General features: G+C 67.4%; 13 protein-coding genes. 8 read left to right on the top strand and 5 right to left on the bottom strand.

Annotated elements, in window-relative coordinates:
- The first annotated feature begins 37 nt into the window (after positions 1–37).
- The 5 genes from ACOOF5_RS13595 (at position 38) to ACOOF5_RS13575 (ending at position 6,345) form a co-directional block, all read left to right on the top strand.
- Positions 38–2,461, top strand: a complete 2,424-nt coding sequence (locus tag ACOOF5_RS13595; RefSeq protein WP_420440025.1) for a CoA transferase — start codon at positions 38–40, stop codon at positions 2,459–2,461.
- Between the two features lie 173 nt (positions 2,462–2,634).
- Positions 2,635–3,765 carry an epoxide hydrolase family protein gene (locus ACOOF5_RS13590; protein WP_420440023.1) on the top strand — a complete coding sequence of 377 codons (1,131 nt, stop codon included), beginning with the start codon at positions 2,635–2,637 and terminating at the stop codon, positions 3,763–3,765.
- A gap of 37 nt (positions 3,766–3,802) precedes the next feature.
- Positions 3,803–5,476 (top strand): long-chain fatty acid--CoA ligase, encoded by a 1,674-nt coding sequence (locus ACOOF5_RS13585; protein WP_420440021.1) that lies wholly within the window; start codon positions 3,803–3,805, stop codon positions 5,474–5,476.
- 72 nt (positions 5,477–5,548) lie between these two features.
- Positions 5,549–5,851, top strand: coding sequence for a hypothetical protein (locus ACOOF5_RS13580; protein ID WP_420440019.1), 303 nt, complete (start codon positions 5,549–5,551; stop codon positions 5,849–5,851).
- Between the two features lie 149 nt (positions 5,852–6,000).
- Positions 6,001–6,345, top strand: coding sequence for a winged helix-turn-helix transcriptional regulator (locus tag ACOOF5_RS13575; protein WP_420440017.1), 345 nt, complete (start codon positions 6,001–6,003; stop codon positions 6,343–6,345).
- Positions 6,346–6,419: 74 nt separating this feature from the next.
- Here ACOOF5_RS13575 and ACOOF5_RS13570 read toward each other — a convergent pair whose 3' ends face one another.
- Together ACOOF5_RS13570 and ACOOF5_RS13565 are read right to left on the bottom strand one after the other, a co-directional pair.
- Complete coding sequence (locus ACOOF5_RS13570) at positions 6,420–7,028, bottom strand: class I SAM-dependent methyltransferase (RefSeq protein WP_420440015.1); 609 nt, start codon at positions 7,026–7,028, stop codon at positions 6,420–6,422.
- Positions 7,013–7,795 (bottom strand): crotonase/enoyl-CoA hydratase family protein, encoded by a 783-nt coding sequence (locus tag ACOOF5_RS13565; RefSeq protein ID WP_420440013.1) that lies wholly within the window; start codon positions 7,793–7,795, stop codon positions 7,013–7,015. Before ACOOF5_RS13565 ends, ACOOF5_RS13570 begins: the two co-directional genes overlap by 16 nt.
- A gap of 161 nt (positions 7,796–7,956) precedes the next feature.
- On the opposite strand from ACOOF5_RS13565, the gene ACOOF5_RS13560 reads away from it, so the two are divergent.
- On the top strand, positions 7,957–9,534 hold the full coding sequence (locus ACOOF5_RS13560; protein WP_420440011.1) for an alpha/beta hydrolase: 1,578 nt from the start codon (positions 7,957–7,959) through the stop codon (positions 9,532–9,534).
- 82 nt (positions 9,535–9,616) lie between these two features.
- Positions 9,617–10,432 (top strand): alpha/beta fold hydrolase, encoded by an 816-nt coding sequence (locus ACOOF5_RS13555; protein WP_420440009.1) that lies wholly within the window; start codon positions 9,617–9,619, stop codon positions 10,430–10,432.
- Here ACOOF5_RS13555 and ACOOF5_RS13550 read toward each other — a convergent pair.
- On the bottom strand, positions 10,387–11,286 hold the full coding sequence (locus ACOOF5_RS13550) for an alpha/beta fold hydrolase (protein WP_420440007.1): 900 nt from the start codon (positions 11,284–11,286) through the stop codon (positions 10,387–10,389). The two genes, ACOOF5_RS13555 and ACOOF5_RS13550, sit on opposite strands and share 46 nt — an antisense overlap.
- 32 nt (positions 11,287–11,318) lie before the next feature.
- Between ACOOF5_RS13550 and ACOOF5_RS13545 the strand changes: the two genes are divergently transcribed.
- Entirely contained in the window at positions 11,319–12,071 is a 753-nt protein-coding gene (locus ACOOF5_RS13545; protein WP_420440005.1) for a hypothetical protein, read from the top strand.
- A gap of 148 nt (positions 12,072–12,219) precedes the next feature.
- On the opposite strand, the gene ACOOF5_RS13540 is transcribed toward ACOOF5_RS13545, so the two are convergent.
- Together ACOOF5_RS13540 and ACOOF5_RS13535 are read right to left on the bottom strand one after the other, a co-directional pair.
- A complete protein-coding gene (locus ACOOF5_RS13540) occupies positions 12,220–15,165 on the bottom strand; it encodes a molybdopterin-dependent oxidoreductase (protein ID WP_420440003.1) in 2,946 nt (981 codons plus the stop codon).
- Positions 15,162–16,469, bottom strand: coding sequence for a 4Fe-4S dicluster domain-containing protein (locus ACOOF5_RS13535; RefSeq protein WP_420440001.1), 1,308 nt, complete (start codon positions 16,467–16,469; stop codon positions 15,162–15,164). Before ACOOF5_RS13535 ends, ACOOF5_RS13540 begins: the two co-directional genes overlap by 4 nt.
- Positions 16,470–16,589 lie beyond the last annotated feature (120 nt).

Genomic DNA, 16,589 nt, shown 5'->3' with positions numbered 1-16,589 from the left:
CCCGCAATGCCCTGAGCGCAACCGATACCGTGATCCGATGCCCGATTCGCCCGACGCAGCCGTTGCAGTCGAGCCGCCGCTGGCGGGGATGCGGGTGCTCGAGCTGGCCACCGGCATTGCCGGGCCCTTCGCCGGTCGGCTGCTGGCAGGCGCTGGTGCCACAGTGGTCAAGGTCGAGCCGCCGGGTGGCGACCCTGCCCGGCGCCAGCCGGTCGACGATGTTCCGCTGCAGTCCGGCGATCTGAGCCCGCTGTATGTGCATCTGAACGCTGGCAAGCTGAACTGCGCCGCTGACGGCTTGGACCCGTTGTGGCCCGACGTGGTGATTGCCAGCGACACTCTGGCCGGGCTTGCCGACGGGCCGTGGGATCCTCAACGACTCGCCGCCCGCGCTGCCGAGGGCGAAGGTGCACCCAAGCTCGTAACGGTGACCGCCTGGGGTGCGGGCGCCGACGATCCGGGCGTGATCGCCGACGAGCTGCTGGTGCAGACCGCCACCGGATTCTTGGGCTTCAACGGCGACGAGGGCGCCGAGCCGCTGCGACTGCCGGGCTGGCAGGCCCAATATTGCGCCGGCGGCCTGGCAGCGTGGGCTGCCCATCTGATCCTGCGGCGGGCCGAATCCCACATGGATGTGTCGTGGCTGGGCGCGCTTCTGACCGCCGTCGAGCTGTGCTACTGCGATTCGCTGCACTGCGAGCGACGGAGGCCGTTAGTGGGGCCGCACCCACCCACGGCGTACCCATCGGGCGCCATCGAATGCGCCGACGGCTACGTGTGCCCGGGATCCCTCCGACGGGACGACTGGGAGATGCAGTGCTTGCACATCGGCGTGCCCGAGTGGATCGATGATCCCGAGCTGAGCCACCGCCACCGCAGGGTCCGCCACATCGACAAAATTCGCGAGGTCATTGAGCCCTGGTACGCGGCCCGGACCAAGCGGGAGCTGTTCCAGTTTGCGCTGGAAACGCCGTGGGCCATAGGCATGGTGATGACCCCGCTCGATGCGTTGGCAGACGAGCACCTCGTCGAACGCGGCTTCTTCGGCACTGTCGAGACGCCGTCGGGCCCGGTGTCCGCACCGATCCGGCCGTACGCGGCCCCTGGCCTGCCGGTGCCAGACCAGCGAGTCAGTGATCAGGGCACCGATCCGTTCCCGACGGCCTGCTCGCCCGATAGTTCCACACTCGCGCATTCGACGGCCGTGAGCGCAAACCCGACGGCAAACTCAGCCCCAGCCGACATCCCCGCCGCCAGACTGCGTCCCACCGGCCGTCTGCGGGTCATCGAGATGACCATCGCCTGGGCCGGCCCGTATATCGGCAACCTGCTGACGCCGCTCGATATCGACATCATCAAGATCGAGGCGCAGAACCCCTTCGACGGCTTCCGAACACAACGGCCCTATGACCATGGCATGGCGCCGGGCCTCGAACACCTGGTCCATGACAACCGGTTCTATGAGGCAGGCGGCCATTTCAACGCCGTCAACAAGGGCAAGCGCGACTGCGTGGTCACCCTGGCGACTCCGCAAGGCAAGGCCGCGTTCTTGGAGCTCGTCCGCAACTGCGACGCCCTGGTTGCCAATTTTTCGGCCCACGTGCTGCCCCAGCTCGGGCTGGACTTCGCCACGCTGGCCGAGGTCAACCCCAGCATCGTGCTGGTGCGCATGCCCGCATTCGGCGTCGACGGTCCCTACTCCGGCGCAGTCGGCTTCGGCTCGATCATCGAGGCAATGGGCGGCCTCGGGCAGCGGCAGGGCTACGAGCATGAGGGCGCCCGCATCTCCAACATTTACTTCCCCGACCCCATCGCCGGCATCGCTGCAGGATTCGCCCTGCTCAGCGGCCTGCATCACGCCGAGAGCACCGGCGCCGGCATAGAGATCGACGTCTCCCAGCAGGAAGGAACCTGGCAGCACAACGGCGAAGCGCTCGTGCTGGCATCGATGGCCGGCCGAGACCTCGGCCGTATGGGAAACCGGGAGCCCGGAACAGCTTGGAGCGGCTTCATCGAAGCCACAGACGGCTGGCTCGCCGTCCTCGCCGACGCAGCCGAGACTGCGCAGGTCATCACAGACCTGCTCGAAGAGAGCGAACGCAACGGCGGTGTCCCCACCCGAACCCGAGCAAACCTCCAGGCAACCCTGCGCCGAGCTGGCGCCCGCACCGAGCCTTGCCGCGACCCCTGGACGGCACCAGCACATCAACCCCTAGCGGACCGCATCGAGACCGTCGAGCACCCGGTCACCGGCCACAAACGCCACATCGCCAGCCCCTTCACTCTCGACGGAGTCCGCCCCGCCCACGCAGGCCCCTCCCCCCTGTTCGACCAGCACACCGACGAGGTCATGAACGAGGTAGCCGGCCTCTCCCCCGCCGAGATTGCCAGCCTCCGAGCCGAGGGCCACATCGGAGGCGAACTCCCCCCACCAGCGGAACTCGGCTTCGTCTACGACTGACGGCGACAGCCAAGAGAACGAGGGGTGTGCGTGGGCAGGGGCGGCCGCGCGCAGTTATGCAGCGCCCCTGCGACCCCGCGAGCCAACAAAGAGCGCCGCATCTGTTTGAAGCACGGGCGCCCCGGCCCTCGTGCACCCCGGGCGCCGATGCACCCGCGGACTACCGTGCTCGAATGCGCATCGAACCGTTCCAGATCAACGTCCCGGACGAGCAACTGGCAGACCTCAAAGACCGCCTGGAGAGAACTCGCTGGCCAGAGGAAGAACCAGTAGACGACTGGTCCCAAGGGATCCCGCTCGCCTACGTCCAGGAAGTTTGCGACTACTGGGCCAACACCTACGACTGGCGGGCCCGCGAAGCATCCCTCAACCGGTTCGACCAGTACATGGCCGATGTCGATGGCATGGACGTGCACTTCATCCACGTGCGCTCCCCCGAGCCCGATGCGATGCCCGTTGTCATCACCCACGGCTGGCCCGGTTCGGTCGTCGAGTTTCACAAAGTCATCGAGCCCCTGGCCGACCCGGTCGCCCATGGCGGGAGTGCGGCCGACGCCTTCCACGTGATCTGCCCCTCACTGCCGGGCTACGGCTTCAGCGGCAAGCCGACCGAGCCCGGCTGGGGCGTCGAGAAGATTGCCGACTGCTGGGCCGAGCTGATGGCCGGCTTGGGCTACGACCGCTTCGGCGCACAGGGCGGAGACTGGGGCTCCGCCGTCACCAGTGCGCTGGGCAGCCGTCACCCTGACGTGTGCCTGGGCATCCACTTGAACATGGTGATGCGAGGCAGCCGCCCGAAGGACCGTGAGCCCAACGAGGAGGAACTCGGCGCCCTCGCAGCGGCAAAGCGCTACAACGACTGGGACTCGGGCTACTCCAAGCAGCAATCCACGCGGCCGCAGACGCTGGGCTACGGCCTCACCGATTCGCCTGCAGGTCAGGCTGCGTGGATCCTGGAGAAGTTCTGGGCATGGACGGACTGCGACGGCCACCCAGAGAACACGCTGGGCCGCGACGAGATGCTCGACAACGTCATGCTGTACTGGCTGAACGCGAACGCAGCCTCGTCGGGCCGCCTGTATTGGGAGAGCTTCAGGCAGATGCCCCGAATGACGGTGGATGTGCCCACCGGCGTGGCCAAGTTCCCCTACGAGATCATTCCGCCGGTGCGTGCTTGGTCCGAGCCGATCTACTCAGACATTCGCCACTGGTCCGAGATGCCGGCCGGCGGGCACTTCGCGGCGTTCGAACAACCCGAATTGTTCGTCGACGACGTGCGGACGTTCTTCCGTCTGCTCCGATGAGCTGCGGCGCGCTGAGGCCGGCGAAACGTCGCCGCTGATGTCCGCTGAGCCCGCCGAGCCGGCCCTGCTCGGCAACACCATGGACCGGTCGCTGCTGGTCTCGACCCTCGTCTCCTATGCAGCTCGCAGCCATGCTGACACCGAGGTCGTGGCTGTCGACTCAGCCGGCGTCACGACGCGCAGCAGTTGGGGCCAGATCGGAGAGCGGGCGCACCTGGTGTCGGGCGCGCTTGTCGCCGACGGCATCGCACCTGGCGACCGGGTGGCCACGATTGCCTGCAACGACCACCGCCACCTCGAGGCCTACTACGGCATCACCGGGGTCGGCGCCGTGCTGCACACCGTCAACCCACGGCTTCACGACGACCAGCTGACTTACATCCTCAACGACGCTGCGGACCGTGTCGTGCTGGTCGACCCGTCGTTCATCGACATTGCTGTCCGTCTTGCCCCACGCACGCCTTCGGTTCGCCGCTGGGTGGTGCTCGGCGGGCTGGACTCACCCGCGAACCTGCCCGGCGAGATCGCATATGAGGACTGGATTGGCGGCACCGCGGGACCCGCCGCGTGGCCCGAATTCGACGAGCGTTCGGCCGCCACGCTCTGCTACACGTCGGGCACGACGGGCAACCCCAAGGGCGTCCTGCAAAGCCACCGCTCGATCGTGCTGCAGACGTGGGCCTGCTGCACCGGCGACGGGCACGACATCCACTCAGGCCATGCCGTGCTCGGCGCCGTTCCGATGTTCCACGTCAACGGCTGGGCGCTGCCGTTTGCCACCGCCATGAGCGGCGCGAAGCTTGTGCTGCCAGGACCCGACCTGAGCCCCGAAGCACTCGTCAACCTCATCGAAGCCGAGGACGTCACCTTCTCGGCGGGCGTCCCCACGATCTGGCTGGGCGTCGTGCAGTACCTCCAGGACACCGGTCGCACCGTGCCGTCATTGGAGAAGGTCGCGGTCGGCGGCTCGGCTGCGCCCCGAGTGCTCACCGACACGCTCGAAGACGAATACGGCGTCACGGTCAGCCATGTCTGGGGCATGACCGAGATGACCCAGGGCACGTCGGGGCGATTCACCCATCGAGTCCAGCGCGCCGGCCGTGACGATCAGCGAGCTCGCCAGGCGAAGGCCGGCCGCGAGCTGTACGGCATCGAACTGCGAGTGGTCGACGAGCAGGGCAACGCCTTGCCTCATGACGGTCGCAGTGTCGGCGAGATCCAGGCACGCGGTCCATGGATGTGCGGCGCGTACTACCTCGGCGAGCTTGCAGAGCCCGGCGCATTTGCCGAGGGGCACCTGCCTTCCTCCGACGGCGGCTGGCTGCGAACTGGCGACGTCGGTGCGCTGGATTCGGAGGGCTACTTGACCCTGACCGACCGATCCAAGGACGTCATCAAGAGCGGCGGCGAGTGGATCAGCTCGATCGAGCTGGAGAACGCCGCCCTTGATGCGCCCGGCGTCGCAGCTGCCGCGGTCATCGGCCTGCCGCACGAACGCTGGGGCGAACGTCCTCTGCTCATCGTCGAGCTGGCGGACGACGAGGTGCTCGACGCCGCCGCCGTCGTGGATGCGATCCGACCGCGTGTGGCCTCGTGGTGGCTGCCCGACGACATCGTCGTCGCGGACGAGATTCCGTTGACAGGCACCGGCAAGATCGACAAGAAGCTGCTCCGCGCCCGCTACGCCGGCCACGCCTGGCCCTCGATCTGAACCGCTGAGCTGCGGCCGGAGTCTGGCAGGCCCCCAGTAGCATCGGTCGCTGGAGAGGGGCGAGGTGATGTCATGGCTGCTGGTCGCACGACGTTCGAGAAACTGCAGAGGGACCGGGCCAAGAAGGCAAAGGCCGAGGCCAAGCGCGCCAAGCGCATGGGCAAGATCCCCCAGAGCGGACCGCTTGTCGCCGAGACGGACGAACCTGAAGGCACTGGCGCCGTGCTCGACGGCAACCTCGACGAGGAACTGTCGGCCGCGGACCTGATTCGTCTCGTCGAAGAGGTGCAGAACCAGTTCGACAACGACGAGATCAGCTTCGACGAGTACGAGGAACGCAAGATCGAGCTCCTCGCGCGCCTTCCCACCGACTGATCCCGTCGCTCTAGCGAGCCCACGATCAGCACCTTCCGCTGGGCATTTGCCTACCTCGGATCCGCCGCACTCTTGGCGAGCCTGGTGGCCACCCGCCTCCCCGCCAGGCCCTCTTCTGGCTGAACGCCGACATTTGGTACCTTGAATCTATGAAACGCAAGAGTTTCGGGCACATGGCGTGTCCGATAGCGCAGTCGCTAGAGCTCGTGGGCGAGTGGTGGACTCCGCTGATCCTGCGCGACACAGTGCTCTTGGGGCTCTCCCGTTTCGATGACATCCAGACCAATCTCGGCATCGCTCCCACGGTGCTGACCAGTCGACTCAACCACCTCGTCGAGAGCGGTCTGCTCGAACGGCGCCAGTACTCGCAGCGTCCGCCTCGCTTCGAGTACATCCCCACCGAGGCCGCTGCGGACTTCAAGCCGGTGCTGGGAGCGCTGGAGAACTGGGGACAGAAATGGGCCCCTCGCCGCCCGGCCCCGGCAAGCACCTGACCTTCGCTGCATAAGCGTCAGTGCGCGTCGCTTCGGTGGCTCACACCGGCGCTTGTTATTCGGATGTCTCGTGTTCAGATGTTGCGGCGGTGAACCGAGACGGCGTAGTCACCGCCGTCGAACGCTGCGCCCTCCCACGTCGAGAAGCGCCCTTCGAACTCCAGACCGTTGCGTTCGGCGAGGGCGTCGTACACGTGCAACTGCATGTACCCGTCGCTGAGCTGGAAGCCCGCCACGAGCACGCCGCCCGGGCGCAGGTGCGCTGCGATGTTGGCGACCACTGCGGCTTCTGTGCCGCGTTCGAGGAAGATCATCACATTGCCCGCAGCAACGACGGCGTCGAACCTACGCGGCCCGCCCGCGTCGTCGGCGACAACGGTGGTGGCGAGATCGCCCTCGATCCACGGCAGCTCGGGTGCCTTGTCTCGTGCCAAGTCGAGCATCGCAGGGTCAAGGTCGACCCCGACCACTGTGAAGCCGCGGCAGGCCAGCTCGATGGCTACGCGACCCGTCCCACAGCCGGCATCGAGCACGCTGCCACCTTGTGGGGTCAGCGAGTCGACCAGGTCGGCCTCACCGTGAATGGACTCACCGCGCGCGGCCTTGCGCGCCCAGCGGTCGTCGTACTCGGCACCGCGGGGAATGTCGCCTCGCTCTGTCCAGCGGCTCAGCGGTCCTCCCAATTCGGATCGCGCCGCTCAGCAAACGCGGTGGCTCCTTCGATGGCGTCTGCCGATGCAAAGACGTCCTCAAGCGCCGGCTGCTGGAACGCCCAGAAGTCGTCCTCGGCCACGCCCAGCACATTGCGGATCAGCGCCTTGGAAGCGCGCACGCCCTTGGGCGCATTACGAGCAATGCGCTCGCCAAGTTCGACGGCAACATCGACTGCCTCGCCCTTGGGGCAGACCCGATTGACCATGCCGTGCCGGTGGGCGACCTCAGCGGTGATCGGCTCGGCCGTCAGCGCCATCTCCATGGCCAGGCTGTAGGGAAGCTGGCGTGGCAGGCGCAACAGGGCGCCAGCGCCCGCGAACAGCCCCACACCCACCTCGGGAATGCCGAGCATCGTGCCCTCCGACGCCACGATGAGATCGCACGACAGCGCCACCTCGAGGCCTCCTGCCAAGGCGAAACGCTCAACGGCGGCGATGAGCGGCTTGGCTGCGCTGCGCTCGGCGATGCCGCCAAAACCACGCCCGGCCGGGTTCGGCATCGCGTCGATTCCGCCGCCGCTGACGAACGCCTTGAGGTCCATGCCGGCGCTGAATCCCCGCCCAGCGCCGGTGATCACACCGACACGAACGTCGGGATTGGCATCGAGGGCGTCGAGCGCTTCTCCGAGCGCCTCTGACAGCGCCATGTTGAATGCATTCATCGCGTCCGGCCGGTTCAGCGTGAGGATCTGCACGTAGCCGCGCTGTTCGACCAGGACCAGGGGTTCTTCGCTCACCGAAACTCCTTTATCGAAGCGGGCACACCGGTATGCGCCCGAAGGTCACGCCGCCGCAGTGGCACCAGGGCCCCGGCAGCAGTTCCGGCGCCGACAGTAGCCTCGCAGCGCGGCCAGGGACCGAACGGATCCCCGACGCATGGGCTCGGTCGGAGGGCGGCATGGACGGCGAGGGCATGGAGAACCCGGGTACGGCCGCGGGCGACTCGGCGGCGGACGGTGTCGGCGACCTGCTGGCCCGGATCGAGATGGCGGAGCCTGCCGAAGTGCCGATGCTGGTTCAGTTGCTGGCACGCACACCGGAACTGCAACAAGCCCAGGGAGCGAATGCACTGCGAGCAGCACGAGCGCTCAGCGTCCACGGCGGCCCGCAGATGTTCTCCATCGCTGGCGAGCTTGCTGCGCGCGCCCACCGCGAGGGCGTGCCGGGCGCCGGTGCCGTCTTCGCCGAATGCGCTGACAAGATGAGCCTGCTGAGTGGCAGGCCCCAGCAATTCGGGACCGTCGTCACCACGCACCTGGGCGACTTGGCGCTGGCGCCCGTCGACGGCAGCGTCGACGACGAGTCCCGCACCCGCATTGGCCTGCCGACATTGGCGCAGCGCCGCACCGAATTGGATCGACGCAACCGTGAGCTCGCTCGCGAGCGCGCTGAAGAAGGCGGACTTCCACCGGGTCAACGCCTATGCCGCGTCTGGCGTGATCCGAGCCCTGCATTCCTCGAAGAGCGGCTCGAGGCGGACCCGGCCGGCTGCTGGGATGACGGCGACGAGCTCACCTTCGCCTGCCGCAGCGATGCCGCCGGCGTGCTGCCCGGACCGGTCATCGAGCTGCCAATGTGGCGAGTCGGCGACGACAACGGCGACGGGGCTCGCAGCGACCTGTGGGCGCTCAGCGTGCGCATCGAACGCCTCGAAGAAGCGGTGATCGGCTATGGCTTCTGGCCGCTCGACGACGCCGGGAGCCTGCTGGGCGGCCAGCGCGGCCCGGTGCCGCACCGGTTCCGCGGGCCCGAGGCACCCGCCGAATTGCCCTCGCACCCCGACGACGAGCTGCGCGGGGAAGTCCAGGAGCACACCGTCGACAGCACGTCACTTCGCTCGAAGCGCAAGGTGACGGTGTATCTGCCGCCTCAGCACTCCCCCGCAGAGCCCCTGCCAGTGTTGTACGCCACTGACGGCGGCATGATCGGCCCCTACATCCGCCGGCTCGACGCCGGTATCGCCAACGAAACAGTGCCCCGCTTCGTGCTGGTCGCCGCGCACTCCGCGCCGATGGGTGGCTACGGGAATGAACGGGCCATGGAGTACCTGCCGGGCTTCGACAATGACCGTTTTGACCGCCACCAGCGCTTCTTCGTAGAAGAGCTGACCGCCTGGTCTGAGCAGTCCTTCGGCGTCTCGGGCGACCGCAGCCAGCGCGGCGTGTTCGGCGCATCCGACGGCGGCGGTCACGCTCTGGCCGTCGGTCACATGCATCGCGAAAAGTTCGGTCACGCCATGGCGTATTCCACCGGCATGCCGCCGAACGAGCAGATGAACTGGAACGCAGCCGAAGCTCCGTTCGTGCACCTGTGTGCCGGCACTCTCGAGGGCGGTTTCCACCAGGCCACCGAGGCATGGGCAGCGTGGCTGCACTTTGCAAAGTCGCCGCACGACTGGACCGAGCGCGTCTGCGGCCACGACCTCATCCAATGGATCGAAGAGCTGCCCCGCGCTGTTGCACGCGCCTGGGGCTGAGCGGCTCGCCGCAGGGCCCTGCGCGAGTGACGAACCAGTGCGCTGGGAACCGTTGGGCATCTCCCCCACACCGGATGGCAACGTGATCGACGAGTTGGTCACCGTGGACGGTCGCCTGCAGCTCGACGCCGTCGGCATTGCATACCGCAAGATCTCTCCTGGAGACACCGGCACCGGGCACCAACACGGCGGCGCAAGCCCCGTGATCGTGATGTTGCACGAGGGCCTCGGCAGCATCACCCAGTGGCGGGAACTGCCCGAGGTGCTGGCACGCCGATGCGGGCTCGACGTCATCGCCTACGACCGCAGCGGCTACGGACGCTCAGACCCGGTGCCCGGGACCTACAGCGACGGGTTCATGGAGCGCGAGGCCACCGAAGTGCTGCCCGCAGTGCTCCACGAACTCGGTGTCCGCTCGCCCGTGCTCATCGGGCACAGCGACGGAGCATCCATCTCACTGATAGCGGCGGGACTGGAATCAGTCGTGCCGCTCGGCGTGGCCGTGATCGCACCGCACTCGTTTATCGAGGACGTCTGCATCGAAGGCATTCGTGCCATCGACAGCCAGCGCGAGCCGGTCATCGCTGGGCTCGCCCGCCACCACGACCACCCGCGCCTCGCATTCGAACGCTGGCGAGACGTCTGGCTGACCCCGCAGTTTCGCGATTGGGACATCCGGCCGCTGATCGAGCGCATCGCCTGCCCGGTCCTGGTGCTTCAGGGCGAGGGCGACCAGTACGGCACCGAGGCGCAGGTGTCCACAATCGTCCGCTCAGCGCCTGATGCCAGGGGCCACATGCTGGCCGGCTGCGGCCATGTCGCTCATCGCGACCAGCCCGAGCGGATCGCCGACTACTTGGTGGAGTTCGTCTCGGAGTGCGTGCCTGCGGGTTCGTGACCGAGCACGGTCGCTAGCGCGTCAGAGGCGATCACGTCAGGTGCCTCAAAGGGCCCAAAGTGCCCCAGACCGTCGTACGTGATCAGCTTCGACTTGGGCAGAGCCTCGTGTGCCGGCACGCCGATGTCCTCAAAGGTCATCTCGAGGCCCTTACCGATGACCACCGGAGTAGAGCTGCCCTCCAGGCGAGCAGTGGTCGAAACCCATTCGCCGTCGTAAGTCGCTGCCTCGTCCGCGGCGCGGCAGCGCAGCCGCACGGAGCCATCGGGCAGGTCTTCGAATCCGTTCGCGAGATAGCTCGCCAGCGCATCGGCCCGCACACCGCCGAAGGGCGGGCGGGAGGCGAACCGCTCGAAGGCTTCGCCCCGTGAGGCGAACTCCTCCCGGCGCTTCGTGGTGAGAGCGATCAACGGGTTCTCACCCGGGCCGAATTGATCTTCGAGACGCCATACGACCGGCTCGTAGCCGTACATGTGCCCGATGGTGCCGGGCCGCAGCGTGTCGGCCAGCAGCAGAGTCGCCGCGCCGATCGAATGGCCGACACAGTCCAATTCCCCGTGGGCGATCCCCAAATGGTCGACGATCCCCAGCAAGTCGGCAGCCAGCGTCGTCCACAAGAAGTCCCGATCATCGGGCGGCGGACTCCAGCCGTGTGCGCGAAGGTCAGGCGCCCAGACGGTGAAGTGCTCGGTCAGGCGGCTCGTGAGCGGACCGTAGGTTCGGCCGTTGAAACCCGTGGCATGCACGAACAGCAGCGGCGGCCCATCGCCGCCCAGGCAGTGCAGCGCGAGCTCTACACCATCGGCCACTTCGACCATCTCGGGCGCCGGCACACCACCGGCAGGACCACTCATGGCTGTGGGACCCATGTGCTAGCCATGCGCGCATGAGTACTACAGACACCGCAGCGGATGCTGACGCACCACCCGATCTCGAGTTCTTCTGGGACCCAGTGTGCCCGTTTGCATGGATCACGTCACGCTGGGTGGAGAAGGTCGTTGCCCAGACGGGCTACTCGGTGGACTGGCGCTTCATCTCGCTGCGCATCCTGAACCGCGACCGCGACTACGCCACGGAGTTTCCCGCCGGCTACGAGCAGGGACACACAGCCGGGCTGCGGATGCTGCGGGTCGCCGCCAAAGTACGAGCGGATCTCGGCCGCAACGTCATGGGGCCGCTGTACGACGCGATGGGTCAGCACTACTGGGAGATGCCGAAGGGATCCGGCTTGCGAGAGCGCATCGGCACCGCAGAGCACACCGCTGAAGCGCTGGCCACCGCCGGACTGCCGACCGAGTATGCGCTCGCAGTCGACGACGACTCCTGGGATGCCGAAATCGAGGCGGAAACCGAGCTCGCCCTGAGCCGCACCGGGCGTGACGTGGGCACGCCGATCATCACGTTCGAACCGCCCGACGGATTGTCCTTCTTCGGGCCGGTGATCTCGCGAGTCCCATCGGACGAGGAAGCGGTGCCGTTGTGGAACGCGGTCATCGAGCTGGCTCGCTTCCCCGGTTTCGCCGAACTGAAGCGATCACTGCGCGAGGCACCGCAGCTCAACGTGCTGGGCACCATCACCGATGCGCCCGAGATGGAGGATTGGGAAGCCGGTTCCCGCAAGGCACACAAGCCCAGCTGAGCGATGTGGGCCCGCTGCGGCGGCGACAGGACCCTCTGCTCCCGGATCCGGCAGGTCCAACGTCGCAGAGTTCCCTGCCGCCGCCGCAGCTTGTGCTGTTGTGCCTTGAGCTGAGCGGGCGCAGCTTGGTGCCTCAGGGGCACAGGGCTCAGGAATCGAGGCGGTAAGCGTCTGCGTGAGGCTTCATCGGACGCGCCAGCCACGTCGGGCGGCGGAGCCCGCCAGGACCGGGCGCCGGTCGTGTCATTGCCAGCCACTCCTCGTACGCGGCCCGGGCGCGCTGAGTGTCGACCACGACGTCCCCATAACGATCACCGGGTTCGGCGGGTCCTACGCGCACTCGCTGATGCCAGCACTGCATGCCCGAGACCGGGTCAGGCTGCACCGAGAACGTCAGGTTCTGGTGCACGCCGGTGTCGTTCCACCACACCCGTTCAGAATCGGGATCGTCAGAATCGAAGGGCGACATCGACCCGGTGCGCCGGAGCTTCCACACTGTGCCGTCCCGCTGTATTTCTGCGGGACCACCGGCCCACGATCTGGGTCTGGCGTCACCAGCGTCGGGACGTGTTTCCCGCTCTTGTTCGGAGTTCCCATCCGATACGGGCTCGCCGGCCGCTCGGGCCCGCGGCTCAGCCTCAGGCTCGGATGCAGGGTCGAGCCGCCAGCGGCCCATGTGGTGCGAGGCCGCCACGACACCTGGGCGAATGCCCTCGGTACGCCATGCCGAGATGACGAAATGGCCGATGCGGGTGCTGATCCGCACGAGGCCTCCCATCTCGATGCCGAGCGATTCGGCATCTGAGGGGTGGATCCACAAAGGGTGGCGGTGGCTGATCTCTGCCAGCCACTTGGCGTTCGCCGACCTGGTGTGGATGAGTGTCGGAATGCGGAACGTCGGCACCAGAATCCGCTCGTCGCCGGCGAGATCCAACTGCTGCCAGTGCACGTGGCTGGGAATCCAGCCCGGTGTCGCGTGCTCGGGCCAGCCCCACTCGGCCAGCGTCGTGGAGTACAGCTCGAGCTTGCGCGACGGCGTCGGGAACCCCTGACGGGCCGCTCCCGCGACCTGCACCGCCACTGAACCGTCCCCGAGCGGAGGCAACGACATGGCAGCGCCACGCACCGTGTCGCGCACCGGGCGGTAGACCGCGTCATCGCCGAGCGCGGTGCCTCTCAGTTGTGGTGGCGGCACGACTCGCTCGTGGTGACCGTAGGGATCGCCTCGCACGGCGTAGGCCCCGCGATCGCGCATGAACTCGAGCGGTGACTGGCCCGCGGCCGCAGCGTCGTCGGCCAAGCCCGGTACCTCGTCGGTGAAGATCGCTTCGTAGTACTCGTCGATGCTGATGGGCTCGCCTGGCCGCGACGGGCTCTCGAACCACCGGCGGATGCCGAGCGAGCCATCGGGATCGATCCGCCACGACAGGTCGATCCAGAACTCGTTCTCCTCCCAGACCTCGCCCGGATTGAACTCGTGAGTGCGAGTGTCGGGGCCGAGTTCGCGGCCGCGCAGTTCCGCGTACCGGCGCATGACCGGCTGACGGAAGCCCAGCCATTGGCCTGCGTGGGTCTCAAACGACGCCAGGTCGTGGCGTTCGGAGCCGACACCCATCGGCAGCACGAAGTCGGCGAACCATGCTGTCTCCGACCACGTCGGCGTCAGAGCAACATGGCAGCCGACCCGCTCAGGGTCGCTCAGCGCTTCCAGCCAGCTGAACCCGTCAGGGTTCGTCCACACCGGGTTGTAGACGCGCGTGAAGTACGTGTCGAGTTTGCCCCTGCCTTCTCGCAGGAAGTGCGGCAGCAGGATCGACATCTCGTGGTGGCTGAGCGGGTACTCACGCGGCCACGACATCTCGTTCCAGTGCTCGACTGGCGGAGGACGCAGCGGCGGCGCCGGCTTCATCTTGTGCCAGCCCGCGCCCGTCGTGCCCCCCACCGTGCCGACCGACCCGGTGAGCACATTGAGTAAGAAGAGGCAGCGGGCAGTTTGCCAGCCGCCCAAATTGCCAGCCCCCGCGGCACGCCAGTTATGGGATGCGAATCGGCCGTGCGCCCCGCCGATGGCGTGCGCTATCTCGCGCAGTTCGTCCGCGTCCACCCCGCACAGTTCTGCTGCACGCTCGGGGGTGTATTCGCCATACGCGTCGCGCAGGGCCACTTCGACCGACTCGAACGTCGGCGGCAGGTCAGGTCGGGTCTGGGCCAGGTAGGTCTGCCAATTCGTCCAGCGATGAACGAAGGCGCGGTCCCACGTACCCGCTTCGAGCAAGAGGTGGGTCAGGCTCAGCAGCAGGACCGGTTCGGTGCCGGGCCACGCCGGCAGCCAGTGGTCGGCCTTGGCGCCGGTATTGGACAGCCTCGGGTCGACACAGATGACCTTCGCCCCCCGTTGCTGGGCCTCAATGATGCGCTGGGCGTGCGGGTTGAAGTAGTGCCCCGCCTCGAGATGGCTCGAGATCAGGAAGATGACCTCAGCATTGGCAAAGTCTGACGAGGGCCGGTCATGCCCCATCCAGGTCGCGTAGCCCACCCGGGCGCTCGAGGAACAGACGTTGGTGTGGCTGTTGTGCCCATCGATACCCCACGCAACCAGCACACGCTCGGTGTACCCGTCCTCGCCCGGTCGGCCGACGTGGTACATGATCTCGTCGCGGCGATCCTCAACGATGGCCGCTCGGATGCGGGCAGCGATCTCGGTCAGCGCCTCGTCCCAGCTCACCCGTTCCCATCCGCCCCCGCCGCGCTCGCCCGTCCGGCGCAGCGGGTACAAGATGCGCTCGGTGTCATGAACCTGGTTGATGGTGGCGGGACCCTTCGCGCAATTGCGTCCCCGGGATGCAGGGTGCTCGGGGTTCCCTTCGAAACGAGCGACTTCATCGGTGTCGCGGTCGATGTAGGCGACCAGGCCGCACGCCGCTTCGCAGTTGAAGCAGGTCGTGGGCACCAGCGTGTAGTTGCGTTCCTTGCGCTGCGGCCACGAGGCGGCGTCGAGCTCGGTCCAGTGATGCCATGCCTCGTGCGGCGGCGCAGCCGACAATCCCGATGCTGGAGGCTGCACGCCTGCTCCCATCTGCTCTGGTGCCGTCACGACAGCGGTACCGCCTGGGCCGCACGCAGGTACTCCCGGTCATGCCGCCACAGCCAGGCCAGGACTCCCGCAGCGACCAGCGGGACCCAGGCGAAGATCGCCGCGTTTGCCCTCACGGCCAGGAAGGCGCCCCACACCGCGCCGCCTCCCAGCACGGCTTCACCAACCAGCCGGCCGATGAGGGCAAGAACGGGGCGATCCGCCCACATCACGCGTCCCCGGCACTGGTGCAGCAACAACGCGGTATAGGCAGCGGTCATCAGCGAGAACAACACCGTCGGGCCGATCAGCAGCGCAAACCAGGCAGAACCCCCCCAGAGGCCCGCGATACCCCACAGCGTCACCAATGCAGCGTCGGCCATGATCACCCACGCGCCTGCGGTGATCCAGCTGCGAAGCCGTCCCTTGGCGAACAGGTACCAGAAGCGCTCGGGCCGCTTCAGATCTGCGATGAGCAAGACACCCGTCACCGCCAGCGCGACCAAGGCGATCACGGCTGGACCGGTGGCGACCGCAGCACGGTCGTCCCAGCCCAGCAGCGCAGCAGCGGCAGCCCACAGCATCACACCTGCCGCCACACCCTTGGTGACCATGTAGCCGGCCACCTTGGCGCCCCAAGGCTCGTCATGGGCCACCGTGTAGGCGGTGCGTGCGGCCGGCGCCGGGCTCGACGTGGCCGGCCAGGCTGCGCTGCCGGTCCAATCGGCCCAGATCAGCCCGTCGTCGGCCACGGGGCGGGCGAGCGGATCCAGCGCCTCGGGCACCGTTCCCGCGTAGTGCACCTTCGGGAGGGTGCGGCGCTCGGGCGCCCGCACGGGCAGCTCCTCGTGCTTGATTCGAACGGCAACCGCATCATCGGGATCGTCGTGATCGACCACCGTGATGGCTCGCGTCGGGCACACGCTCACACATGACGGCTCCAAACCGACCTCCAGCCGGTGCTGGCAAAAGTTGCATTTGTGCGCAGTTCCGGTCGCCGGCGAGATGTACAGGGCGTCGTACGGGCATGCGTTCATGCAGCCCTTGCAGCCGATGCAGCGAGAATCGTCGAAGTCCACAACGCCGTTGGAGGCCCGGAACAGTGCACCGGTCGGGCAGATCTCGATGCAGGGGGCATCGTCGCAGTGGTTGCAGCGCATCACGGAAAAATGGCGCTGCGTCTGGGGGAATTCGCCAGTCTCGACGTAATTGACCCACGTCCGGTTGACACCGAGCGGCACGTCATGCTCGCTCTTGCATGCCACCGTGCATGCGTGGCAGCCAATGCACGCGCCGCTGTCCAGCAGGAACCCCAGGCGCGTCACAGCCACACATTCTCACAGGTCCCCACCGAATCGAGACACCCAGCGGCGGGACCGCTTGGGGAGCATCCTTGATCGGTCAGCCGCGCGCGGGTTCCCGGCCCGCCCAAGCCGCGCGCCTAA

Source organism: Candidatus Poriferisodalis sp. (assembly GCF_965214215.1).
Taxonomy (GTDB): domain Bacteria; phylum Actinomycetota; class Acidimicrobiia; order Acidimicrobiales; family Poriferisodalaceae; genus Poriferisodalis.
This window is presented reverse-complemented; position numbering and strand designations above follow the sequence as displayed.